18 protein-coding genes and 2 pseudogenes are annotated in these 24,048 nt (G+C 47.0%); 16 read left to right on the forward strand and 4 right to left on the reverse strand.

Annotated features, from left to right (window positions below):
- Window positions 1-34: 34 nt before the first annotated feature.
- The 5 genes from NST04_RS04060 (at window position 35) to NST04_RS04080 (ending at window position 6,059) form a co-directional block, all read left to right on the forward strand.
- Complete coding sequence (locus NST04_RS04060; protein WP_341183242.1) at window positions 35-718, forward strand: response regulator transcription factor; 684 nt, start codon at window positions 35-37, stop codon at window positions 716-718.
- Entirely contained in the window at window positions 719-1,720 is a 1,002-nt protein-coding gene (locus NST04_RS04065; protein ID WP_341183243.1) for a sensor histidine kinase, read from the forward strand.
- Window positions 1,721-1,821: 101 nt separating this feature from the next.
- Window positions 1,822-2,760, forward strand: coding sequence for a VanZ family protein (locus tag NST04_RS04070; RefSeq protein WP_341183244.1), 939 nt, complete (start codon window positions 1,822-1,824; stop codon window positions 2,758-2,760).
- 24 nt (window positions 2,761-2,784) lie between these two features.
- Window positions 2,785-3,468: an ABC transporter ATP-binding protein gene (locus tag NST04_RS04075; protein ID WP_341185170.1), complete on the forward strand. Its 684-nt coding sequence runs from the start codon at window positions 2,785-2,787 to the stop codon at window positions 3,466-3,468.
- Entirely contained in the window at window positions 3,465-6,059 is a 2,595-nt protein-coding gene (locus NST04_RS04080) for an ABC transporter permease (protein WP_341183245.1), read from the forward strand. Before NST04_RS04075 ends, NST04_RS04080 begins: the two co-directional genes overlap by 4 nt.
- 49 nt (window positions 6,060-6,108) lie before the next feature.
- Here NST04_RS04080 and NST04_RS04085 read toward each other — a convergent pair whose 3' ends face one another.
- Window positions 6,109-6,504 (reverse strand): MerR family transcriptional regulator, encoded by a 396-nt coding sequence (locus NST04_RS04085; protein ID WP_341183246.1) that lies wholly within the window; start codon window positions 6,502-6,504, stop codon window positions 6,109-6,111.
- A gap of 188 nt (window positions 6,505-6,692) precedes the next feature.
- Between NST04_RS04085 and NST04_RS04090 the strand changes: the two genes are divergently transcribed.
- On the forward strand, window positions 6,693-7,637 hold the full coding sequence (locus NST04_RS04090; protein WP_341183247.1) for an MBL fold metallo-hydrolase: 945 nt from the start codon (window positions 6,693-6,695) through the stop codon (window positions 7,635-7,637).
- Window positions 7,638-7,759: 122 nt separating this feature from the next.
- Complete coding sequence (locus NST04_RS04095) at window positions 7,760-8,200, forward strand: hypothetical protein (protein WP_341183248.1); 441 nt, start codon at window positions 7,760-7,762, stop codon at window positions 8,198-8,200.
- 107 nt (window positions 8,201-8,307) lie between these two features.
- Here the strand turns inward: NST04_RS04095 and NST04_RS04100 are convergent, their stop codons facing one another.
- Window positions 8,308-9,330, reverse strand: coding sequence for an MBL fold metallo-hydrolase (locus NST04_RS04100; protein ID WP_341183249.1), 1,023 nt, complete (start codon window positions 9,328-9,330; stop codon window positions 8,308-8,310).
- Between the two features lie 218 nt (window positions 9,331-9,548).
- Here NST04_RS04100 and NST04_RS04105 point away from each other — a divergent pair, with 218 nt between their 5' ends.
- From NST04_RS04105 to NST04_RS04120, 4 genes and pseudogenes are all read left to right on the forward strand, one after another.
- A complete protein-coding gene (locus NST04_RS04105; RefSeq protein WP_076156184.1) occupies window positions 9,549-10,130 on the forward strand; it encodes a TetR/AcrR family transcriptional regulator in 582 nt (193 codons plus the stop codon).
- 118 nt (window positions 10,131-10,248) lie between these two features.
- Complete coding sequence (locus NST04_RS04110) at window positions 10,249-10,779, forward strand: DinB family protein (protein WP_341183250.1); 531 nt, start codon at window positions 10,249-10,251, stop codon at window positions 10,777-10,779.
- Window positions 10,780-10,823: 44 nt separating this feature from the next.
- Window positions 10,824-11,789: pseudogene (locus tag NST04_RS04115) on the forward strand (helix-turn-helix transcriptional regulator); the annotation flags it as partial.
- 66 nt (window positions 11,790-11,855) lie between these two features.
- Window positions 11,856-12,137: pseudogene (locus tag NST04_RS04120) on the forward strand (putative quinol monooxygenase); the annotation flags it as partial.
- Between the two features lie 17 nt (window positions 12,138-12,154).
- Here the strand turns inward: NST04_RS04120 and NST04_RS04125 are convergent.
- Window positions 12,155-13,045, reverse strand: a complete 891-nt coding sequence (locus NST04_RS04125; RefSeq protein ID WP_341183251.1) for a hypothetical protein — start codon at window positions 13,043-13,045, stop codon at window positions 12,155-12,157.
- A gap of 91 nt (window positions 13,046-13,136) precedes the next feature.
- Entirely contained in the window at window positions 13,137-14,138 is a 1,002-nt protein-coding gene (locus NST04_RS04130) for a serine hydrolase domain-containing protein (RefSeq protein WP_341183252.1), read from the reverse strand.
- 89 nt (window positions 14,139-14,227) lie between these two features.
- Here NST04_RS04130 and NST04_RS04135 point away from each other — a divergent pair, with 89 nt between their 5' ends.
- From NST04_RS04135 to NST04_RS04155, 5 genes are all read left to right on the forward strand, one after another.
- On the forward strand, window positions 14,228-14,992 hold the full coding sequence (locus tag NST04_RS04135; RefSeq protein WP_341183253.1) for an AraC family transcriptional regulator: 765 nt from the start codon (window positions 14,228-14,230) through the stop codon (window positions 14,990-14,992).
- Window positions 14,993-15,021: 29 nt separating this feature from the next.
- Window positions 15,022-15,732, forward strand: coding sequence for a transglutaminase-like domain-containing protein (locus NST04_RS04140; RefSeq protein WP_341183254.1), 711 nt, complete (start codon window positions 15,022-15,024; stop codon window positions 15,730-15,732).
- Window positions 15,733-16,004: 272 nt separating this feature from the next.
- The gene (locus NST04_RS04145) at window positions 16,005-21,521 is read left to right on the forward strand and encodes an S-layer homology domain-containing protein (protein ID WP_341183255.1); all 5,517 of its coding nucleotides are present in this window, start codon (window positions 16,005-16,007) and stop codon (window positions 21,519-21,521) included.
- Between the two features lie 119 nt (window positions 21,522-21,640).
- Complete coding sequence (locus tag NST04_RS04150) at window positions 21,641-22,582, forward strand: hypothetical protein (protein ID WP_341183256.1); 942 nt, start codon at window positions 21,641-21,643, stop codon at window positions 22,580-22,582.
- Between the two features lie 34 nt (window positions 22,583-22,616).
- On the forward strand, window positions 22,617-23,918 hold the full coding sequence (locus NST04_RS04155) for a helix-turn-helix domain-containing protein (protein WP_341183257.1): 1,302 nt from the start codon (window positions 22,617-22,619) through the stop codon (window positions 23,916-23,918).
- The last annotated feature ends 130 nt before the right edge of the window (window positions 23,919-24,048 follow it).

Consider the following 24,048-nt stretch of genomic DNA (forward strand, 5'->3'; position numbering starts at 1 on the left):
ATATTCTAAAATCAATCATAAGGATGACCTTCAGATGAAAATATTATTAGTTGAAGATGATAAGACGATCGCGTCGGGACTGGAATATTCGCTGCAGCAAGAGGGTTATTGGACCGTTCTCTGCCATAATGCCGCTTCAGCCCGAAAGGTGCTCGCCGAAGACATCGATCAGTTCACTTTGTGCCTGTTCGATTTACAGCTTCCAGACGGAACTGGTTATGAATTATGCAAGATGGTGAAGGAACGACGGGATATCCCGGTCATTTTTTTAACAGTGATTGATGATGAGGTCAATGTCGTGATGGGGCTCGATATGGGAGCCGATGATTACATTACCAAGCCTTTTCGGGTTCGCGAGCTTCTCTCCCGGATCAAGTCCGTCTTGCGGAGATACCAGAAGCTGTCCCATGCCGGAGCGGTTATTGACATTGACAATGTGCGCATCCATACGCTGGAAGGCAAAGTATATAAAAACGGTGCCGAAATTTCGCTAACCGCCTTGGAATACCGCTTATTGCTGATCTTTGGCAACCACGTTGGGCAGGTCCTCACCAGGAATCAGCTCTTGGAGCAAATCTGGGACGTGGCCGGCGATTTCGTGAATGACAACACGTTAACGGTCTATATCAAAAGGCTAAGGGAAAAGCTGGAGGATAATCCAGAGCAGCCGGCTCTGATCAAAACGGTACGCGGTTTAGGCTATAAGGTTGGTGATTAGATGTTGCGCAATCGGGAAAATCAAATATTATTACTCGTCATGGGTTCGATCAGCTTATCGGCGATCGTCATTGCTGCTTTGATTTCGTCTGTCGCCGCAGCCCTGGTTATTATTGTATCCGTGCTGCTTACCGGCACAGCTGTATTATTCACAAAACGGAGATATTACGAGCTAGAGAAGCTGTCCGTCTATTTGCGGGAGATTAGCAGCGGGCAGGCCTCCCTTGATCCTCGCGATAATCAAGAAGGTGAGCTTAGCATCTTAAAGAATGATATTTACAAGGTGACACGCATGCTCTCCGAGCATCGTTCGCTATTGCAGCAGGATAAGCTTCAACTGACCGATGCCATCTCGGATATTTCGCATCAGCTCAAAACACCGATCACCTCTATGACAGTCATGGCAGATCTGTTAAGCGCCCCTGACCTGCCTCCACTCAAAAGAACGGAGTTCACCCATCATATCCGCATTCAGCTTGAACGGATCGATTGGCTTGTTTCATCCTTATTAAAGCTGGCGAAAATGGATGCGGGAACGATCCTGTTCAAAAAAGATCAAATACACATGAAAACCCTAATCCAAAAGGCACTGGAGCCAGTTATGATTCCGATGGATATTAAGGGACAGACCGTTTCCATCACAGGGGATGACAACGTCTCTTTTGACGGCGATTTCCATTGGACTGCTGAAGCGGTTATCAATATTTTGAAGAATGGAGTGGAGCATACCCCTGAGGGCGGTGCGATTACCATCACATTCTCCGACAACGTGCTATTTACGGAAATTGTTATTGCTGACAACGGAGAGGGCATTCCGAAAGAGGATTTGCCTTATGTATTCAAACGTTTTTATAAAGGAAAGAATGCTAATGAAGGAAGCATCGGTATAGGGCTTGCGATGGCTCACAGCATCATTGCAAGCCAGAACGGCGTGATTGATGTAGCGAGCGACAGCGGGAGGGGTACAGAGTTTCGGATCAAATTTTATAAGCATGTCATTTAACAGCACTCCGTAAGTGACTGAACTGTCACCTCCAAAGTCACTGTAAAGTCATTTTAGACAGATAAAATGATATTTATCAGATGAACGACGGAGGTACAACCATGCAAATGAAGCAGCAGCGCAAGATTACTTTTATGATTACGATAGGCTACACCCTGATTATTCTTTATTTTATGCTTTTTGCTTTCGGCAGAGCGGATACTGTAGATCAAAACAGTCAGTACACCTTTATTTTTTTGCCGGACGGTTTTTTTAGGGTGCCGGGTCTTTCCGATCTTCTACATCCGACACTGATGGACTTGGTGGGTATTGGAAACTTTGCAGCCTTCATACCTTTTGGCATACTGTTTCCGCTGTTATACCGCACCAGCTTTGTTCGCTTCATGACAGGGTTTATCCTGTCCATTCTTGTGGTGGAGACCATCCAGGCCCTAACATTCCTCGGCAGCTTTGACACGAACGACGTCATAACGAACTCAGTGGGCGCTGCTATTGGATTCGGGGGCTACAAGATTGGCTTCCGTACACAAAACTACTGGAGAAATATCGCTGCTACAGGAATTGCCAGTGCTGTGTTAATGCTCGGCGTATGGGGGGTCTTCGGAGTAGTTGATCAAGTGTTCACCAAAGAGCTGGCCCCTTTTGTAGCGATAAACGAATGGGAAGATAGTACCGGAAATCGATTAACGGGAACCAAACAGGACAGCTTTAAGATTGGTGGCCAAGACGTGGCACCCCAGTATAATGTGTATGGCACCGAAGGTAAAAAGAAGGAAACCTATACGTATTTGCTGGGCAATAAGGGAGAGCTGTATCTAAGCTTGAATTATGGAATTCCTGATCATAAGGATTTTCAGGGCAGCCTTCAGGTTACCGTTGACGGGAATGAGCTCCTGTCTGTATCTGCAAAAGATCAGCTCCATGAGCCGGATAATAGGATCCTTCATCTCACCCGGGCTAATGAGCTTAAGATAACCATTGAGGGGAATGAAACCCTGTGGGATGTTGGATATAGAGAGATGGTATATTCCTGGAATTGAGCATCTAAGGAAGTAGGGATGGCAATGGAGATTTTAACCATTGAAAATTTGTCCAAAATATACGGCACAGGCGAATCGGCGGTGAAGGCGCTGGATGATGTTTCCTTTTCGGTCCAAAAAGGTGAATTCGTCGCCATTATTGGACCTTCCGGATCGGGGAAATCGACACTCCTTCATATGCTGGGCGGTGTGGATCAACCGACTGGCGGGAAAGTGTATGTTCAGGATACGGATATGTATACCTTGGATGAAACGCAGCTGGCCATCTTCAGACGCAGGCAAATCGGGCTGATCTACCAGTTCTTCAATCTGATTCCCGTCCTGACGGTGGAAGAGAATATTACGCTGCCGCTCTTGCTGGATCAACAAAAGGTAGATCAAAAGCAATTGGCTGATCTTGTGAATAAGCTGAATTTGCAGCATCGGTTAAACCATCTGCCAAATCAGCTATCCGGTGGACAGCAGCAGCGTGTCTCGATTGGCAGAGCGATCATCGGCAATCCTGCGATCATGCTGGCCGACGAACCCACCGGGAATCTGGACAGCAGGAATAGCAGCGAGATCGTCGATTTATTGAAAATGCTGAATAAGACCTATCATCAGACACTGATCGTAATCACGCATGACGAACGGATCGCCCTGCAAGCCGACCGAATCATTTCGATTGAAGATGGGAGGATTGCCAAAAACGAGGTGATCAGGCGATGAATATTGTCAATACATTAACCATCCGGCATCTGAAGCAGAACAAGAGACGAACACTTTTGACTATTTTTGGCGTCATTATTTCGGTATCCATGATGACCGCTGTCATTACGCTTATTTTTTCCTTTGCGGATTTAATGATCAGACAAACGATCTCAGATACAGGGGAGTGGCATATTCAGTATCAGGATATAACCAAGAAACAGCTTGCAGCGATACAGGGCGATGATGCAACCAAAACGGTTGCCATCACAAGAGACCTTGGGTATGCCCCATTAGAAGGGGGACAAAATTCCAATAAGCCGTACTTGTTCATCAAGGAATATGATAAGCAAGGGTTCACACAATTTCAGATTGAAATAAGCAAGGGACGTCTTCCGCACACGGACAAGGAGGTTGTGATCTCCGAGTCTGTTGCAACAAATGGCAAAGTGAAGTACGAAATCGGCGACCGTCTGACGCTTCGCGTCGGCGACCGATTCGAACAAGGGGGCGATCATCCCCTGGATCAGACGGAAACGCTGCGCAGGAAAGACGGCACATTGACCGAGACATTACAGCATAGCGTAATTAGGGATTATACTGTGGTAGGTTTCATTAAACGTCCGTTGTCAGAAACGGCTTGGGCCCCGGCTTATACGATCATTAGCTATGTCGATGATCAAATCATCGGGGGGGACGATCGGGTCGATGCGTCGGTAGTTTTGCAGCAGGTCAATCCGTTCTTGTTCGCACATGCGGAGAAGCTGGCTGAGAAAAACCAAATTAACACTGTCCAATTTAATAATGATTTGCTTCATTATTATGGCTTGTCCAGTAGCGGAACCTCATCCAGTATGATGTTCTCATTATCGGCAATCATTATGGGGATCATTATCATTGGCTCGGTTGGACTCATCTATAACGCCTTTGCGATATCCGTCTCGGAACGTTCCCGCTATTTAGGGATGCTCGCGAGCGTGGGGGCAACGAAAAGGCAGAAGCGAAATTCCGTATTCTTTGAAGGGATCGTCATTGGTTTGATCAGCATTCCCATTGGCATCTTATGCGGTCTTGCCGGAATCGGAATCACCTTTTCGTTCATGAACACAATGATTGAAGGGGCATTATGGACGAATGAAAAGCTGAGGCTTATCGTCACGCCGTTATTGCTCTTGATTACTTGTCTTGTTTCGATGCTGACAATTTTCGTTTCGGCGTATCTCCCGGCGGTTAAAGCATCCAGGGTATCTCCTATAGACGCGATTCGCCAAACCACTGACGTAAAGCTTACGGTCAAAGCAGTGAAGACGCCCGAGATCATTCGTAAGCTCTTCGGAATTGAAGCAGAAATCGGGCTGAAAAACTTAAAGAGGAACAAACGAAGACATCATGTTATTCTTTTTTCGCTTGTCACCAGCATCGTTTTGTTTTTGACGATATCGTTTTTCACGGCTGGCCTGACACAATCTCTGGCATTGTCGCTGGAAGGCATCAATTACGATATTGAAGTGTCGTCCAGGAATGGCGAAAGACTAGATGATGACCAGTTGATGCAATCGCTTGTATCTCTGGATGGCGTCACGGAATACAGCGTGAGTCATGAGTTAGTCAGGACCGCTTGGGTCGATGCAGCAAGCATCGCCGACGAATTGCAGGAGAAGGTTAAGCAGGATAAGAGTATGCTGCAAGACGGGAAATACCCTTACGAAATTAAGCTCTATGCACTGAATGATTCGAGCCTGCAAGCCTATGCCAGAGCAGCTCACGCAGATTACGAACAGCTTACGGATCTGGATCATCCCGCCGCAATCGTGATGGATACGATTCATTACAAAGATATAGATACGGGGAAATATATTCAGACGAAGTCCATATATGCGAATATCGGACAACCTATCGAGCTAACGAGTTTTTTTAAAGCGAGCGGGGAAGAAACGAAGACAAATCAAGTGATAATTGCCGCATTGACGGATCAGGCACCGATGGGGATGAGCCCGATAGGCGTAGGCGGGTTAAATATGATCGTGTCGGAACGCGTCATGAAGCGGCTGGCAGACGGCGAGGAGCTGGCTAACGCTCCGATGTACCTCCATTTGAAAAGCACGGAACCGGTGAAAACGCAGCAGGAAATTGAAGCGATGAATGAGACCCATCTGAATGTCTACAATGTATATCAATTCAGAATAAGAGAAGAACAACAGATTCTGCTGATGAACGTCTTTTCTTACGGTTTTATCGTATTAATCTCTGTGATTTCCGTTGCGAACATCTTTAATACGATCTCAACAGGGCTGGTTCTTCGCAAACGGGAATTTGCGATGCTGAAATCCGTAGGCGTGACGCCAAAGGGGTTTGCAAAAATGCTGAACTATGAGAGTGTTTTTTATGGGGTCAAGTCGCTCTTGTATGGGCTTCCTGTCAGTTTCGCCGTGATGGTTCTGATCTATAAAGCATTTGCGAACAAATTCAGCTATGGGTTCACCCTGCCCTGGATGAGCATTCTGTCTGTCATTGTGTGTGTATTTGTCATTGTCAGCTCTGCGGTTGTTTATTCCGGAGCTAAAGTAAAAAAGGAGAATATTATTGATGCATTAAAGCAAGAGAATATATGATTCACCCTCTTTTTAAACCAGGATGAAGCTCATACGTTTGTAGCTGTGTTTATTCCTTCGTAAGTCCTTGGTATAGGGTAAGTTTCTCTGCGGCGAGAGAAATCATGTAATCAATTTCTTGCCGCTTGGATTCCAGCTCCATCAGATGCTGCTCAAGGATTTCAATCCGCTTTTTTAAAGTTGGACTATAAGTAGAAGGTTTCTCCCCTTGTTGAATTTTATCCATGACACAGCCCTCACGAGTAAATTCTGTAATCTCCTCAAGCGATAAACCCAATTTTTTAAGTTTATTTAGACATTGAATGTAGGAAACCTCGCTTTCATGGTAGACACGAGCCCCTCCATTACTGCGCATGGGTTCATGTAGCACCCCGATTTTTTCATAATAACGGATTGTATAAGGAGTTAGTCCTGTTTGTTCTGACACTTGACTGATGGTGAGCATCGGATTACTGTTCCTCCTTTATGAAAGCTGATATTGAAAGATATTATACAGCCTTTAGCTAGCTCAAAGCCAATGTGTACATTCGCCCCAGCCTTGTACTGAATAAACTCTTGACTTCCAGTTGACTCTAACTTGTAAGTTAACGTTACTCATTCGAATACAGGAACAAACACTAAAGGGGTGTCACAATGAACAACGAATATTTCACGATTCAGCAGGCTTCGGAGGGTATCTGGGGGGCTATTTCGGTTCCCGGCAGCGGCTCTTTGGGAAATGCAGCCATTATTGATCTTGGGGATTTAACCGTGGTAGTGGATACCACTAATCTGCCGAATTCTGCTGCTTTGTTACGTCATACTGCTGAACAATTAACGAACAAACCGGTCAAATACGTAGTGAATACACATTTCCATGGAGATCATGTCAACGGCAATCAGGAATTTATGAACAGCGAATTGATATCTACTGTGTGGACAAGAGATTTGCTTGCTGATATGGGTGAAGTGAATATTGATGCCATGCAACAAAACATTCGTAAGTTAATAACTAGCCTAAATAACATGCGTTCACAGGAAAGAGATCCTCATATGCTCACTGAAATCGACTATGATCTTTCCGTGCAGCATGCGCTGTATGATACGATCCCTTCCCTTCGCAGGGTGGTCCCCGCGATAACCTTTGACGACAAACTCGTGATTCGGGGAACAAAGCGAACCATCGAAGTGTTGTCTTACGGAGGCGGTCATTCATTAAGTGATGCCGTGGTGTATGTTCCAGAGGAGCGAACTTTGATTGCAGGTGATTTGGTATCAACTAAGACCATTCCGGTCATTCCCTACGGTAATCCGTACGCCTGGATACGCATCCTTAAACGCATGCAACAAGATCTCAAGATCGATACTGTCGTTCCGGGGCACGGAGATATCTCTCATTCAGAACGAATCACAGATGTCATACGCTTTTTGGAGAAAATGATCGCTTATGTTGCTGGTGCTGTAAAAAGCGGGCAATCAGAGTCGTACTGGCTGGAGCAAGGTGTACTAAAAGGGTATGAGGATTGGCATCTGCCCCAGTATTTCAAATGGAACTTTCGCTGGCTCTTTAACAGTATGCTTGTTCAAAACAACAGATGAGACAATCGGCAACCTTACAATAAGATTCTACCAAGTTGTAGAGCATCTGGTTTGGGCCTGATCAACAAGGTTATTATCTGTATATAGTATTTTAATTGAGTGAACATAGGGAGGATGCCGGGATGAGAATGCCAAGCGACAGCGAACTGACATTGCTATTCGAAGGAGATGGGCAACAGCTTGAGCAATTTACTTTTGCGTACAGCGTCACTGTAGATTGGCGAGAAGAGGACGAGGAGATCGTCCGGTTGTTCGGTAAACGGCTTCCAGATGAAACGGTTGAGGTGACATCAACGGACAAGGGACTGGACGTTACCTACAATGGACAACTGCATTCGATTGCGCTTACCTTTAGCAGACAAGACCGCTACATCACGATTCGCGGCTTTCAGGAGCTGATCCGGGACAAATACGAAATCCGGCTGTTTGAGGACTCATATTTTTCGGATACGCACGAATTTTTGATTTTACCGAAGCGGCAGTGGGAAGAGCTGGATGCCCGGTATCCGGCGCGGAGCAGGGAGATATTCCGTGTCATCGATGATGAGCTCGATTTTCCGTAACTTTTACAACTTGGATGCATCCTACAAGTATTTGAAAGAAAACGGCCTCTGTCCGCATGGTTTGCGGCAGGGCCGTTTTTCGTTTTTCATACGCTAGCTTCAAATTACTATTCTTGCCATACATTCATAGGGTCCCATGGCTTGATCAGATTGCCATATTTTTCGGCCAAAAAAGCTTTCATGTCTTCCAGCTTAGCAGGCACCTCGTTCCAGGCTGGAAGGGGGGATAACCCCCGTTTGCTTTTCAATAGGATATCCACGGTAACATACAAGCGTTCTGGCTGAATCCAATGAAGGAAGCGGGAAATATCAATTTGCTTGGTCAAGGACAAGGAATCAATTTCGTCATTGTAATGCTTGTTGAACTCGCTGATCAGGTTCAGGAGGTAGTCCCTCTGCTCCTTCACGAAGTCCAGGCCGCAGATGGCGCCATGTCCTGGAACAACGATTTCGGGTTTAATTTCATCAATAATGCGATCAAGCACTTTAACCCAATTGAGAGTTCCTTCCTCGCTGTATGCCGTACAACCGTTAAACACGACATCGCCGGCAAACAGCACTTTTTCTTTGGGCATCCACAGCAGCAAGTCACTGTCGGAGTGGGCCGGGGCTACGTTGTAAATCATGACTTCCGTATCGTCAAGACGGATGCTGATATCGTCCTTGATCTGAATATTCGGGTATACCCATTCCACGCCCTCCAGGTCGAATCCTTCAAATTCTGCTGCAAAAAACCGCTCGCCCGAAGTCGATTCCAGAGAATCCTTCCCTCTTCTAATGACGTTGTCCATCCAGCTGATATTTTCGGTGAGACGCTCTCTAGAGGCTTCCTTATGCATAATAATGCAAGCATCTTCAAACACTTTGTTTCCCCAGGCGTGGTCACTGTTATAGTGCGAGTTCACCACATATGCGGGAGAGCCGCCGTTGCTTACTTCCTTATAAGCCTCCCGCATTTCCCGCGCATGGAATAAATCAAAAAACGTGTCATACACCAGCCCTTCACCCTTATTGATGAACCCGGCATTGGCCCAACTGATACCGCGATACGGCGAAATACCGGCAAAGACACCAGCTGCGACTTCAATAAATTTGACGCGGGGTTTTTGGATAATACGTCCATACTTCATAAAAATTCTCCTTTGCGTATGTGTTCTTGGGATAAAGCATACTGATTATGCCTTTATTATAGAGAAGGGAAAACATAAATGCAAGCGAGTGCTTGCATGCATTTATTCTATGGTTTATGATTGCAGCAGAACAACATCACACAACTATATGGATGGAGGCGCTGCATATGCAAAACTTGTAGTAGAATAGGCTTAACATATTCAAAAGGGGAAATACAATGAATACTTCGGACAGAATCATTGAAGCCGCGACACGGCTCATCAGAGAGAAGGGCTATCAGGGAGTCAGCACCAAAGCCATTGCAACGGAAGCTAAAGTCAATGAATCTACGATTTTTCGGCAATTTGGAAGCAAGCAAGGCATATTGGAAGCCATTGTTGAAAGACATGCAGATATCCCGCAATTTGAGAAGCTGTTAAAAGAGGACGCAACCGATAATCCGGAAGTCGATCTGCTGAATGTAAGCCAGCAGTACCGATTGTTCTTCCATAACAATGCGGACATCATTATGATTGGCATCCGTGACACAGGAATGCTTCCTGAATTGGACAGGGTGCTGGCTGAGCCGCCAGTGAAGCTGCACTCCTTGCTGGTTGAATATTTTGAACGCCTGCAGAAGAAAAAAGTGATAGCTAGACAGGATGAGCGTCTTACTGCTATGTCTTTTCTCTCGATGTGTTACGGATTTCAGATGAGCGAGCTGATTCACCGGCAATATCAGTCCGAGCTCATCACTGAAGAAGAGTTCTACAAGCACAGTGTCTCATTGTTTGTAAAAGGAATGTTGTCTCAGTCATAAGCTTTGTGAGTACCATTTACTCAGGTTTCATGCTGTATATCAGTTCCTTCAAAAAAATTTCAGGTTGAGTCAAAAACACTGACCGTAACTGTCAGTGTTTTTTTTGTATGCTTGTCTTGTGTTAGCCAATAACGGACTGGAGGAACGGAAAATGTATACAAAAATTGAAGACTTCGCTGCGGAATGGACTAGCGAGGCGGAATTAACTGCTACCGTACTGGATGCACTTACGGATGATTCTCTTGGACAGGAGGTTATCGAAGGCCGACGAGTGCTGGGACAAATCGCCTGGCATCTGGTTCAATCGCTGCACTACATGACAACTTTGGGGCTCGCTTTCGAAGCTTCATCCAGAGGCGAAGAAGCTCCGGATTCTGCTGCATTTATAGCTTCGGAGTATCGGCGGATCAGCAAGAATTTACTGGACGCGGTTCAAACACAGTGGAATGACGAATCCTTGCGCGAGTCGGTCATGATTGAGAAGGAAGCTTGGCAGAACGGAAGTTCCCTTCGTTATACGATCATGCACCAAGCGCATCATCGCGGACAAATGACCGTTCTCATGCGCCAGGCCGGACTTCGAGTGCCTAATGTGTACGGTCCGACTTACGATACTTGGGTCGAGAAAGGGATAACACCTTTAATCTAAGTTCCTTTACAATGAAACAAACGGTCTAGGGAGTGAGGAACGGTTTGTCAAAAGCGGATAATATGCTGTCCATCCTATGGTTGCTTCGTTCGGGAAAGCGGATGACGGCGCAGCAGCTTGCAGACGATTTGGAGATTCATGTTCGCACCGTATACCGGTGCATTGATTCACTATGCGCAAGCGGCGCCCCGATTATTGCCGATGCCGGTCCGAACGGCGGTTACCGGCTTCTCGGTGAATTCGTCGATTCTCCGCTGCTCTTCGATGCCGAAGAGCAGAAGGCGCTCGTACATGCATCCGTCTTCGCACGGGAAGCGGGCTATCCGTTCACGGATGCGCTCTCCCGGGCGGTCGATAAACTGAAGCGATACACGAATGAAGAGCAGCTTGAGCGGATTAACAGACATAGCAGCGGGCTTGCCGTCATCCAGACACCCACGGATGCGAGAGAACTTGAATTGCTCAAAAGGTTAGAGGAGGCCGTAGCCCGGGGAGAGTCGCTGAATATGCACTATGCCAAAGGACCGGAGCTTACTCCAAGCCATCGGGTCCTTGACCCCTACGGCATCGTGCATTGGAAAGGGATATGGTACGCTATAGGGTTCTGCCGGTTGCGGCAAGAGATCCGAAGCTTCCGGGTGGATCGCATCGTCCGTTTGGAGGCAGCGGATACCCGCTTCGAACGTCCGGCTGCCTTTTCCGCGAGGGATTTCCTCTTACATTCTTTATTTCCGGATTCGCTCGAGGCTGAGACGCTAGTCATCGTAAGACTGCAGGGACATGAACACGCGCTTAACGAGCTATGCAAGCATTGGTTGTTTGGTCATGCACTGATCGAACGCAGGCAGCCCGGCGAAGCTCTTTTTAAGCTGGGAGAACTGTCGCTGCGGACATATGTTCCGTACTTTCTTCTTCCGTACGGGAAGTCTCTTGAGATACTTGAGCCGCAAATACTAATCGATCGAATGGCTAAGGTCAGCCTCGAAATGTTTAAACACTACGAAGCGATGCAAATAAAATCAGAGGATAAGAAGGGAAGAAGAGCGGATATGAGCAAATTTGCGATGTACGGAAGATTGACGGCCAGCCCCGGGAAACGGGAAGAACTCGCTTCATTACTGCTGGAAGCTTCGCGTAGCTTGAAGGATATGGCGGGCTGTGAGCTCTATATTATCAATGAATCCGTAGATGACCCCGATACGATCTGGGTCACGGAGCTGTGGAGCGATGCAGAGGCTCATGCCAACTCTCTCAAGAATGAAGAAGTGCTGGCCGTCATTCAACGCGCACGTCCTTTAATCGCAGGTGCAGAACAGGTTCGGCTCCGCCCCGTTGGCGGCAAGGGATTAGATGTATAAAGAGTTGGTCCGTTAAATCAACCATCCGACGGGGCGTACTTATCCACGTCCGGCTCGAATACCGCTCCACCCGCCGGGTCCAGGTCCACGTGGATGGTTCCGCGTTCATCGGTCAGCACGATCATTCGCGAACCGACGACGGGAACACGGTCGGAGCTGGTACGCATGTGTGCTGAGACGACACGAGAAGCACCGTCAACGATATAATTTACCTCAACCGTGAATATCGGGTAATGAAAGAGCCAACTATTAGTGAAATTCACAGCGGTCAACGTCCCGGTGTACGACGAACCCTCCACACGGAGTCGCTCGATGTCCGCCTGACGCCGCCGGGCGTGGGCGGTAGAGCCGGGCAGCCGCAGGAGGGCAATGGCGGCCCAGAGGGCGCAGGCAGCTCCGACGACGGCGCCGAGCTCTTTCGGGATCGTCGGCGATGTCGCTATTGCCTCCAGATCGAAGGGTTGCGATGGATTACTTGTTAGCGTCCAGAGCAGGAGGGCTCCCGCGATTACGGTGAGTCCTCCTGTGACTCCTAGCGTTCTGAATAGACCAGCTACCCTGGTCTGTCCAAACTGCTGGGCCGCACTTGAGTACAATCCGCTGGTCGCACCGATCGAGACGATGAGCAGCACCACGGCGACGATCACAGTGACCGGATGACCGAGGAAAATGTTGACCGCCGGTGTCGGTGCCAGACCGAGCAGGGCGCCGAATGGCACGGAGCCTGTTAGTGCCCACAGTACAGCGGTTGCGAACAACCACGGCAGCACTGGAGCCACTCGTCCTATGCGGCGTCCAGGCTGAAGCGTAGTCATCCGTCCGTTCCTGTCCGTGGTAGAGAACAATGGCAGCATCTCAATATGCTCTTGCTGCCCTAGCTTTTGCTGACCCTTCGCAGTATCACTCATCAACATCGCCCTCCCGAAGAAGATGTTATTTTTATACTCAGCCCTACCTGACTTTCTTCACCAATTACACTTGGAGAAAACATTTTAATCATTAGTTCAAAGTACACGATAAGATTTTGTCTCCAAATGTCTTAATATCCTCTAAGTAGTCGTACCCTGGTGGATTTGGACCTGTTTGATTGTACATTCTAACTGCGACTAACCGATGTTCAGGAATAACCAAACAGGCACAGCCAGTTAGCCCCAGTATTTGGTAGGACCCGGGTGGGAGTGTGTTTCCTATTTCAGAAATAGCTCTAGGCTTATCCTGAATCCACCAAGTGAAGCCATTTCTAGGCAATGCATCATCAAGTTTGGCTGGGCTCTGATTCCTTGTAGCTTGTTCTATAACCTCTTTCGGAACAATCTGGCGTCCATTAACGAGTCCTCGGTTCAGGTGAAGATAACCCCAACAAGCCAATTCACGGGCACTTACAAAAAGATTGGCTTCTTCACCTTGGTCATCAGCATAGTCTTCATTTAACCATACTAAATTCTCAACTCTATTCTTACACCAACCTGTCTCAATGAAATTGCAGGGGTTGAAAACATATTGTTGCATGACCTCTGACAGGGGCGCTTTAAATAACTTCCGTATTAATCTAATCAGCATATTGATCCCTGTATTACTATAATTCCAACTTGTTCCCGGCGGGAAAAGTTTTTCATGATTATTTTTAAGTCCATGAGTATGCGTTAATAAATGTCTTATTCTAACCCCTTGGACAGCGGCTAGGTTTAGATCCTCTAAGTAATCAGAAATATAATCATCCATGCTTGAAAGTTTATTTTGGTATAAGGCCAAGCTGATCGCAAAGCCAATGTATGACTTTCTTACGGAAGCAACATTAAACCGGGTTGAGGGCGCTACTGATTGTATCTTTGAATTATACTCATATGAGCCAAAGTAATTTTCATTAACAATGGTGTCATTATGGATGATAAATGTAGCGGCTGCGGAAGAGGAAATCTGGTTCTTAGCTTTAATGACATGATTAGTTAGCGCCAAGTATTTATCATTTCTGGTATGCACTACTTCTTTTTGTAAGAACATAATCTCACTTCACCTCTGTTTATAATAAACATGCCAGTATAGAATATAAAAATCATACTACAAAGAGTTAAGCCTGGAGTGATTCGAACATGATGAATTTATATGGAGCGGAGCATCACCTGATGGTGGTGTCTGATTCAATTGATGCGGAAGAGCACCGGCATTCTTTTCTACAGGTGACGTTCTCCTTAACAGATGAATTTGACATTGAGGTAGCGGGGCTAAGCTTGCGTTGTCCAGGGATCATTATCAATTCGAACGCCGTTCATCGGTTAAAAGAGGCAGGCCTCCCGTTGATGCTTCTTCTGATCGACAGCACCTCTGAGATGGCGGCAAGCTTTAAGCGGGTTCTGGAGGGGCAGCAGTTCCACATATTCCCGCATGAAGTGATGAGGAGCATCCGTGCATTGGTGCAAGAGCAGTACGCCGGCGTTAAGGACCCGGACAGCTATCATTCTTTTCTGGGACAACTCATGAGGCTATTGGCTGTAGAGCAGGTGAAACCCGCTATTGTTGATCCGAGAATCAGAGAGTTTATTCAGCTCCTCAAAGATTGCACCGGCTCCGAGCACTCCGTCAGTCAATTCGCCCGGCAGTTAGGTTTGTCCAACAGCAGATTGTCGCATCTCTTCAAAGAAAACACAGGTATTTCGCTTAGCGGATACATGGTGCTGCACAAGCTGCAGAAGGCCGTCTATTTGATTTTTGCGGGGCTCAGCATTACGGATGCGGCGATGGCTGCAGGCTTTGACAGTCCGTCCCACTTAGCTGCTACCAGCAAGCAGTTGCTGGGCATGACGGCGAAGGATATCCGTAAAGATAGCGTCTTTTTAAAAGTTTCCAGCCTGCATTAACCTTACAATGGGTGCAGGAGGTGTGTTCCATGAGTGCATACTTGAAGGAAACTGAATTGCTGAACTATGCTCACCCGTTGCTCCAGCAAATTGTTCACAGCCGCCGGTGGGATTCGATGTCCCGGAAGGAACAGATTCTCGGCATCTATAACTACGTCCGTGACGAAATCCGGTTCGGCTATAACCGGGCGGACGATATTCCGGCCTCGGAAGTCTTGCAGGATGGCTACGGCCAGTGTAATACAAAGGGTGTGCTGTTCATGGCATTGCTAAGGGCTGTGGGCGTACCCTGCCGTATGCATGGATTTGCCATCGATAAGAGGCTGCAAAAGGGGGCCATGAAAGGGTGGTATTACCAGCTGTCCCCCAAGGAGATCATTCATAGCTGGGTTGAAGTGCTATATGAAGCTAGGTGGTTGAATATTGAGGGATTTATACTGGATGTCCCCTATCTGACCAAGCTTCAGCAGAAATTTGAACAGTGTACGGGTTCCTTTTGCGGATATGGCGCTGCAACAGATAATTTTCAAAATCCGCAAATTTATTGGAACGAAAATGATACCTACGTGCAAAAAGAAGGCATCGTTCAGGATTTCGGGATTTACGACAGCCCCGATGCCTTCTTCTCCGCTCATCCGCAAGGGCTCAGCCCGATCAAGAAAATAGTCTACACCAGGGTGGTCCGGCATCTGATGAACCGGAACGTTGATCACATCAGGCGGGGCGGGATGATTAACTGATTTATAATTCGTTATCTATATAAATGGAATGGGCAATTGAAGTTATTATAACAGAGGCGGCCTTCAAGGCTGCTTTTTTCTGTCTCCGATAGCCTATAAAACTATAAAATAAGCTGAAAACATCTACAGATTCCGACAATTGTTTAGAAATTGTATAGGTCCCTATTTTACAATTGTGAGGTATGTCATATGATTCGGCGCATTTGCATTTAGAGTGCTATTACATACCAAAACGATTTCAGAAAGGGATGAACTAAATGGTAAGCAACAACATGAATTTGCGGAAAATTGGAATTATGTTTCTGATCTTTACTCTTGTTTTCACGGGCATGGGATTAAGCTTCGGAACTTCAGTGAGCTACGCTGATGCTTCGGATATTTATGTAGCAAGCAATGGCAATGACAGTACAGGTGACGGGACCGAAGATAAGCCCTATGCCACTCTCCCCAAAGCCAATCAAGAGGTGGTCAGCGGGGGAACAATATATGTCATGGATGATATCACTTTGTCACCCGTTCAGCCCGGGAAGTTCCTAGAGCTCAAAGGGGGCAAACAAATTACAATCACAACAGATCCTAATGCCTCCCAAACTGCTGTGATTAAGCGTGGGGGTAGTGGAACACTTCTAGATCTGCTTGATGGTCACCTTACATTGAAGAATATCATCATTGACGGCATGGGAACTTCGTCTGCTGGAAGAATCGTTAATGTATACGGTGCTTCAAGTCTAACCATAGAAGATGGCGCGAATTTACGGAATAATAATATTTATAACTTGCCGGCAAGTGCAATTTACGTAAGTGATCCGGCATCGACTGTCAAAATGACCGGGGGAGAAATCAGCGGTAATAAGTATGCTGGTACGGCTACGAGTGCGATCCTTATGAGTAATGGGGAATTCACTATGAGTGGAGGCCGAATTACAGGGAATACTGGCGGAGGCGTTGAAGTCACAGCAGGTAAATTCATCCTGTCTGGAATTGGACAGATTACTGCGAATTTGATTGCATCGGGCAAGGGCCAAAACGTTAATTTGAAAAGCTCTAATCTTCTTTATCTGAACGGAGACTTCACCGGGAAAGCGGGCATCACTGTGCAAACCGGGATGACGGAAGGAAGCAAGTTTGGGGAGGCCATTTCCAGGGATCTGAAGGGTATCGAGAATCTGATTGCGGACAACACCCCATCTATATTTGCTGCGTATGGAGAAGGCAATGCTTTGGTATGGAAAAAGGCACCTGCCCCTGGCGGGGTGGGAGTAGGTAATGGATTGATTTCTTGGGTAGATGTAGGCAAGAGCGCTAAGCCTGTGAGTGGCAGAGTTACCGAGTTACAAGATTTGGCCATTAATGAAATATGGGACCGAAATGAGACCGACAGAATTATTCCATATAGCGCTAATGCTGTGAACTATAATCCCGCTATTCAGGTAACTTCGTCTACTACCTATTTCAAAAAAGCTTCTTTAGGTACTACACAGGACACAGAACGGGAAGTATTCTCAGTTCAAGCAAGCAGTAATTTTGCTGGTTTTCCTTGGGACTTAGGTGGTAAGTATGCCGCGACTTCTGCATATGGAAATGGATCAGGCAATCTGATTCGTACCTATTTTGGCTCGGATTCGTCTAAAGATATTGATGTCACAGGATTTGACTTGAAGAAAACACGAGTTATGAATATATGGAGTGCAGCAGACTCTGGAAATCCTAATCAAGACCAATGGTCTTTTTCTTTAGATGGAAAACAGTTGAATCCAATTAACGGTGCCGGAGATCAACATAAAGTTAATTTTACTCTTGCCGCCGGCAGCAAAGTATACATTGGTGCAGGTCACTATAGCCGGTTTAACGGCTCCATCTCCGAAGTCATTGTATTCAACAAAAAATTAAGTGAGACTGAGCGCCATAAGGTTAACAGCTACCTCGCTTTGAAGTATGGTCTGACATTGAAAAATGCTAGTGGTCAATTAATCGATTATGTCACAAGTGATCATGCGGCAGGGCAAACCTCTACGATGTGGACTGCAGCTAATAATCAGGGCTACGGTACCCGTATCACCGGAATCGGGCGTGACGATAAAGGGGCATTGAATCAGAAACAATCGAAATCTCAAGATAACGGCGCCAATTTAGCGATTTCATTAGGAGCTATGGTAGCTAATTCTAATGAAGAGAATAACGAGGAGATTGCTAACGACAGATCATTTTTTGTTTTTAGCGATAATGGGGCTGGGACAGAGTTCATTAGTCCAATTGATAAAGACAATGAAAGTCTAAAGCATACTGCACGCATTTACAAGGTGGAGAAAACTAACTGGGCCGACAAAGTTTCGGCATCTGGGCCACCTGTTCAGGTTACATTCCAAGTAGATAAAGTAGAAACGGCTGAACAATGGCCTCTATATTTAGTTGTCAGTGCAGACGATCAATTCGATCATCAGGACAAGTTCTACGAACTAGTTGACGGTAAAGTGACGCTTAGCAGTGAAGACTTGAATAATGGTTCATACTTCACGATTGCAGCGCCAGCCCCTAAGCTGATAAGTGCGGTACTTGATCAAGCTACAACAGATAGTAAACAAATTGTCTTCACTTTTGATCAAAATGTAGTGCTAACTGATTCAACTGGTTTCTTCGTTGAAATGGATGGTACAGAGGTGCCGATGGGTCAGGTTACTATTAAGGTTGATCCGGTGGACACCACAAAACTGATTGTTACATTACCATCCGGAACAGACATCGCCGGCAAGACGGTAACTGTGTCCTATAGCGGAAAAGGGAACTTGAAGGGGAGTAACGGAGTTCCTGTAGATGCTTTTGACAAGGATATTATAAAGCTTGCGAAGCCTAATGCTCAATTGAATAAGGACATGCTATCCTGGGGTCCTGTAGACCATGCAGACAATTATGAAGTAACGGTGAAGTTAAGTGACGGCACCAGTATTACCAAAGCCGTGTATGGAGCAGAACTCGATTTGTCGACATTGGGACTGGAGCCCGGCAGCTACGAGGTAACTGTAAATGCGAAGTCGGATAATGATGCCTATGTGGATTCGGAACCGTCAGATTCAGTGACATATACCGTAACGAAGGTCGACAAGACCGCTCTTCAAGGGAAAGTGACCGAAGCAGGCGCGCTCGACAAGAAAGAGTACACGGCAGAAAGCTGGTCGAAGCTGGAGCTGGAGCTTGCGGAAGCCAACACCGTGCTGAACAATCCAGAGGCTACGCAGGAACAAGTAGATGCAGCGGTGGTAAAGTTGACCGATGCGATCAACCAACTGGAGAAGGTTAAGGTCGACAAGACCGTTCTTCAAGGGAAAGTGACCGAAGCAGGCTTACTCAATGAGAAAGAGTACACGGCAGAAAGCTGGTCGAAGCTGGAGCTGGAGCTTGCGGAAGCCAACACCGTGCTGAACGATCCGAATGCTACGCAGGAACAAGTAGATGCAGCGGTGACCAAGTTGACCGACGCGATCAACCAACTGGAGAAGGTTAAGGTCGACAAGGCTGCTCTTCAAGGGAAAGTAACCGAAGCAGGCGCACTCAACGAGAAAGAGTACACAGCTGAAAGCTGGTCGAAGCTGGAGCTGGAGCTTGCGGAAGCCAACACCGTGCTGAACGATCCGAATGCTACGCAGGAACAAGTAGATGCAGCGGTGACCAAGTTGACCGACGCAATCGGCCAACTGGAGAAGGTTAAGGTCGACAAGACCGTTCTTCAAGGGAAAGTGACCGAAGCAGGCGCACTCAACGAGAAAGAGTACACAGCTGAAAGCTGGTCGAAGCTGGAGCTGGAGCTTGCGGAAGCCAACACCGTGCTGAATGATCCAACAGCTACGCAGGAACAAGTAGATGCAGCGGTGACCAAGTTGACCGACGCGATCGGCCAACTGGAGAAGATTAAAGTCGACAAGACGGCTCTAGAAGCTAAGGTAAGCGAAGCAGGCGCGCTCGACAAGAAAGAGTACACGGCAGAAAGCTGGTCGAAGCTGGAGCTTGAGCTTACGGAGGCCAACACCATGCTGAACAATCCAGAGGCTACGCAGGAACAGGTAGATCGGGCGCTGGCCGAGTTGCAAAAGGCGCTGGATGATCTCATTGTAACGAGTGGAGAACTGCAAGAAATAAACCTGGTTGGTCTAACGAATGAAGGCAGCCAAGCTATCCAATTAACTCCTGAATTCGATCCAAATCAGAATAAGAATTATAAGGGTACAGTAACCAATAACGTTTATGGTATCAGCCTGAATCCAGTCGCAAAATATCCAGACGATACTCAGGTGAAAATCACCGTAAATAATGTAGAGTATGCTTCTGACAAGTGGAATAAGCTGCCGCTTAATGAAGGTGAGAATGAGATCAGAGTCGGTGTCTTTAATACAGCCGGCGAGCTAATCAATGAATACATCTATATCATCGTGCGTGAGAAAGCTCCCGGTAACGGCGGCAACAATGGCGGTGGTAGCGACGGCAGTGGAAGCAATTCGGGGACCTACAATCCTATTACTCCACCTACCCCTCCGGCGACGGAAAATACGAACATTGTAACTACCGTCAACGGTGCGGATCAATCGTTTGCCACGGGCACTGTAACACCAAATGGAGACCAAGCGATGGTTACCATCGATCCGGATAAACTTGCCAGCTTCATTGCAGACGGTAAGGGACATAAACTCGGCATCCGCGTACCGGGTAATGGTAATGTCGAAGTTCAAGGTCTGACGCTTGAAGATCTGAAGAAGATTGCTGATACCGGGTCCAGTCTGGATGTTGAAGATGTGCTGGCGATTTACCCGGTTCCTGCAGGACAGCTTGATGTGAACGCAATTAGCAGACAGTTCGGCAACGCGCCAATTAGCAATATTGCCGTGAACATCAAGATCAAACGTTCTGCAGACGATGTAACAAACCTTGCCCGCGAGAAGGCAACTCTGACCGGCTATGAATTGCTTGTACATCCTGTTGATCTCGATTTGAGCTTTATGCATGACGGGAAAACAGATAGAGCAGGATTATTGAAAGGTTATGCGCCGAAAAGCATTGCTCTTCCGGAAGGCATTGACCCGAACCGGATTACAACAGGCGTTATCGTCAACCCGGACGGCACCGTATTCCATGTACCAACGGTTGTTACGAAGATCAATAACCGGTATTTCGCACTTATTAATGATTTGCGCAGCAGTGGTACTTACTCGGTGATCTGGAATCCTCAGGATTTCGATGATGTAAGAAACCATTGGAGCAAAGCGGATGTCAACAACATTGCAGCAAGATTGAGTCTGAAGGGGAATGGAGATAACACGTTCTCGCCTAACCGGAGTGTAAGCCGTTCTGAGTTTGCAGAGATTGTAGTGACTGGACTAGGCTTAATGCGTCAAAATGTAACGCAAGCTGATTTCTCCGATGTACCTGCTTCTGCGTGGTACAAAGACTCTGTAGCGATTGCCAATGAATTTGATATTGTTCGCGGTTATGATGACGGTAACTTCAAAGGTAATCAGCAGATTACGAGAGAGCAAGGATTCGCGATGATTGCCCGCGCGTACCGGTTGATTCAATCCGAAGATGTGCCAAGTCAAGAGCAGATCGCTTCTACACTGGCATCTTATACGGATGGAACAAACGTAGCGGCTTGGGCACAAGGCGATGTGGCTCAGCTGATCCAGGCAGGAATCATCCAAGGGAATGGACCGCAATCCCTTAATCCAAAAGCACCAATGGCTCGTGCTGAAGTCACTGCATTGATCGCAAGAATGCTCAAAGTAACTGACCTGATTGATAAGTAATGCAAACAACCATTGATGACCTGGAGTCGTCAATGGTTGTTTTTTTTCGCCGATAGACCTGTTAAGCTTAACCGTATCATAGGAGAGGTAAGTACAAGTACATTGGAGGAGGGAAAAGAATGGCCAGGAGCATGCTTGAGGATGGACTATTGATTATTTCTCAATGTAAAAGCGTGACTGGTGATGTTTGGGAAGCGCATTTTGGAGCGGCGGCGATTGCAGGTTATTTTTTTGTGAAAGAAAACCCGATCCCTCTTGATACCGTAAACAGAATTATGGCTCAATCCGAGACGATGCTCGATAAACATTCATCCCGAGGAGCAGCTCCTCCCGTGGTTGGAATAGATCCTGGAGATGCGGAAAAAATGATCCTTGAATCATTGGAGCCCGGGATCGATGAGCTGCATTGGGTCGGACATAATGTGATCTATGCGGCGCTAAGTTTGTTGGCCATTCAAGAGCTGGGGAGATGGGGGACGAAGGATGAAATCCTGGGGATCTCCACATTGATTCGTTCGTTTAACAAGTCAATCCCCGGGAGATCTTGGATCGGGTATTCCGTGTCTGATGTGAGGAAATTGGAGATTGATGAGAACGATCATTTTCCCGCTATTGCGAATGCCGGGCAGCTGTCAGAATTCATATTAACTGAATTGTCTTCTTTTCGTACCATTTATAGAGCGGAAGCTCATCACGATTTAATAGGCCATATGCTGACCTTCTCGCATGCGTTGAATATTCTGTTCGATCTCGGCCATGTTAGCTATTTTAAAAGAGGACTTCTCCCGCTTCTTAAATTGGTTAAAGTCCTTCGGGCCAGTCACAATCTTGAAGCGGAATATCCGGTCCAATTAAGCTCTCCTGTTGACCGTCAACCATTGATCAAGGCCGACCGGTCTGAATGGCTGCCGGTTGAATATGAATATTGGTCTAGGGATTATGCCCATCATGACTGGGATTTTGGACATGTATTTAAGTTTCCGTTCAGCTTTTATAATCACCTGGGTAGAGTTTCCTTCCCATTGATCAAGGCCATTGAAAATTTCCGATATATCGTATAGAACCACAAATAGGTAGAAGGCAGAGGTGAGTCTTATGCTCAAGGAACGTATCGAGCTTCTGTGCAAGAAAAAGCAAATATCGAGGAAAGAACTTGTGGAGGGACTCGTTACGCAGGCCCATTTTGCCAATATATTAGCAGGCAGGTATCCGTTAGCCGACGATTTGTCGGAGCATATTGCGGGCCGTCTGGGCGTCCCCGTCAGCTATTTGACCGCCGCGGTAACTACGGATGAGCAGGCGCTGAAGCGGGCGGAACACATCTTCCAGACCATGTCCGAGGGGGCGGTATCCGAAAGCTACGTGGATGCTCTGGACGATCGGGATGATGCACTCGTCGTAGAGTTAACGACTGCCCTTATGAAAGCCGTTTACTATCAACAGATGAACGATCAGACCGCTTACGACTACTTGCATCAATCCTACCTGAATCATTATTTGGAAAAGTACGGAAAGCCTGACGAAGTCGATCTGCCATTACCCTTAAAAAAGGCGCTTCTGCTATACAAAATCCAGTATTTCCGCTCCAAAAGCCTTTATTACAACGTGCTGGATGATGTGAACCGCCTAATCGGGCTTGTGGAGCCGGGGTCGGAAGTATGGCTCATGGCGCAGAACATCAGGATGGAATCATGCATTCTGCTGAAACAGTTCGAGCAGGCAAAGCAGGTGTTTGAGCAAACCATGCAGCAAATCGTCGATGATCGGCTGTTTCACCGTTTATCCGGTCTGTATGTGGCATACAGCGGCTATTGTTTCGCGATGGGCCTTGTGCAGGAAGCATTGCGTTCGCTGTCGATGGCCGAAGCCAACCTCGTTTATTTACAACAGCCAGGCGATGTGATCACGACGATTATGAACAACCGGATTGTTATGCTGACGATGACTGGAGAGCTGGATAAAGCGCTGGACGAAATCGCCCGTTTCGAGGCAATGATCGCCAAGGAGCCGGAGGAGACCCGGAAGAAGCTTGAGCCGGTTACGACCATATATCGGTGTGAAGCCGCTTTTGCCCAGAAAAATTGGGGATTGCTCTCGCATGGAATTGAGCGGCTGCGAATTTCCCGCACCAATACGGATCAGGAGATGGCATTGGCTTTCTATGAGAGCCAGCTGGCGCTGTCCCAAGGGGACATGGAGAAATTTCAGAACCTTGCGCTGGAATGCTTGCCTTATTTCGAATCCAACCAGCATGAGATGCGTCTTGAGCAGCTGTACGAAGCGTTGGCGGTGGTGTGTGAGGAAGGCCGCCGCTATAAGGAATCGTCCATGTATTACCGGAAGCTGGTATATTTATTAAGGAATAACGGCGGGGGAGGGCCTTCCCGTCAGGTTTAAATACAAAATTTTAGAACCCATGGAGCATTGAATAACGTCTGAGGCTCTTAGTTTTGCAAGAAAGCCCCATTTGGAAAAAAATGAACCGTGAATCGGAAGGAAAACCCGCATTATCGCTCACTTGTTTGTA

Source organism: Paenibacillus sp. FSL H7-0756 (assembly GCF_038006765.1).
Classification (GTDB): Bacteria; Bacillota; Bacilli; order Paenibacillales; family Paenibacillaceae; genus Paenibacillus_AQ.

Coding starts and splice junctions, on each gene's coding strand:
- NST04_RS04155 (WP_341183257.1), top strand. CDS start 22,617: ATGCTCAAGGAACGTATCGAGCTTCTGTGCAAGAAAAAGCAAATATCG.
- NST04_RS04145 (WP_341183255.1), top strand. CDS start 16,005: ATGAATTTGCGGAAAATTGGAATTATGTTTCTGATCTTTACTCTTGTT.
- NST04_RS04095 (WP_341183248.1), top strand. CDS start 7,760: ATGAGAATGCCAAGCGACAGCGAACTGACATTGCTATTCGAAGGAGAT.
- NST04_RS04070 (WP_341183244.1), top strand. CDS start 1,822: ATGCAAATGAAGCAGCAGCGCAAGATTACTTTTATGATTACGATAGGC.
- NST04_RS04140 (WP_341183254.1), top strand. CDS start 15,022: ATGAGTGCATACTTGAAGGAAACTGAATTGCTGAACTATGCTCACCCG.
- NST04_RS04090 (WP_341183247.1), top strand. CDS start 6,693: ATGAACAACGAATATTTCACGATTCAGCAGGCTTCGGAGGGTATCTGG.
- NST04_RS04085 (WP_341183246.1), bottom strand. CDS start 6,504: ATGCTCACCATCAGTCAAGTGTCAGAACAAACAGGACTAACTCCTTAT.
- NST04_RS04100 (WP_341183249.1), bottom strand. CDS start 9,330: ATGAAGTATGGACGTATTATCCAAAAACCCCGCGTCAAATTTATTGAA.
- NST04_RS04080 (WP_341183245.1), top strand. CDS start 3,465: ATGAATATTGTCAATACATTAACCATCCGGCATCTGAAGCAGAACAAG.
- NST04_RS04150 (WP_341183256.1), top strand. CDS start 21,641: ATGGCCAGGAGCATGCTTGAGGATGGACTATTGATTATTTCTCAATGT.
- NST04_RS04075 (WP_341185170.1), top strand. CDS start 2,785: ATGGAGATTTTAACCATTGAAAATTTGTCCAAAATATACGGCACAGGC.
- NST04_RS04105 (WP_076156184.1), top strand. CDS start 9,549: ATGAATACTTCGGACAGAATCATTGAAGCCGCGACACGGCTCATCAGA.
- NST04_RS04135 (WP_341183253.1), top strand. CDS start 14,228: ATGATGAATTTATATGGAGCGGAGCATCACCTGATGGTGGTGTCTGAT.
- NST04_RS04060 (WP_341183242.1), top strand. CDS start 35: ATGAAAATATTATTAGTTGAAGATGATAAGACGATCGCGTCGGGACTG.
- NST04_RS04130 (WP_341183252.1), bottom strand. CDS start 14,138: ATGTTCTTACAAAAAGAAGTAGTGCATACCAGAAATGATAAATACTTG.
- NST04_RS04125 (WP_341183251.1), bottom strand. CDS start 13,045: ATGAGTGATACTGCGAAGGGTCAGCAAAAGCTAGGGCAGCAAGAGCAT.
- NST04_RS04065 (WP_341183243.1), top strand. CDS start 719: ATGTTGCGCAATCGGGAAAATCAAATATTATTACTCGTCATGGGTTCG.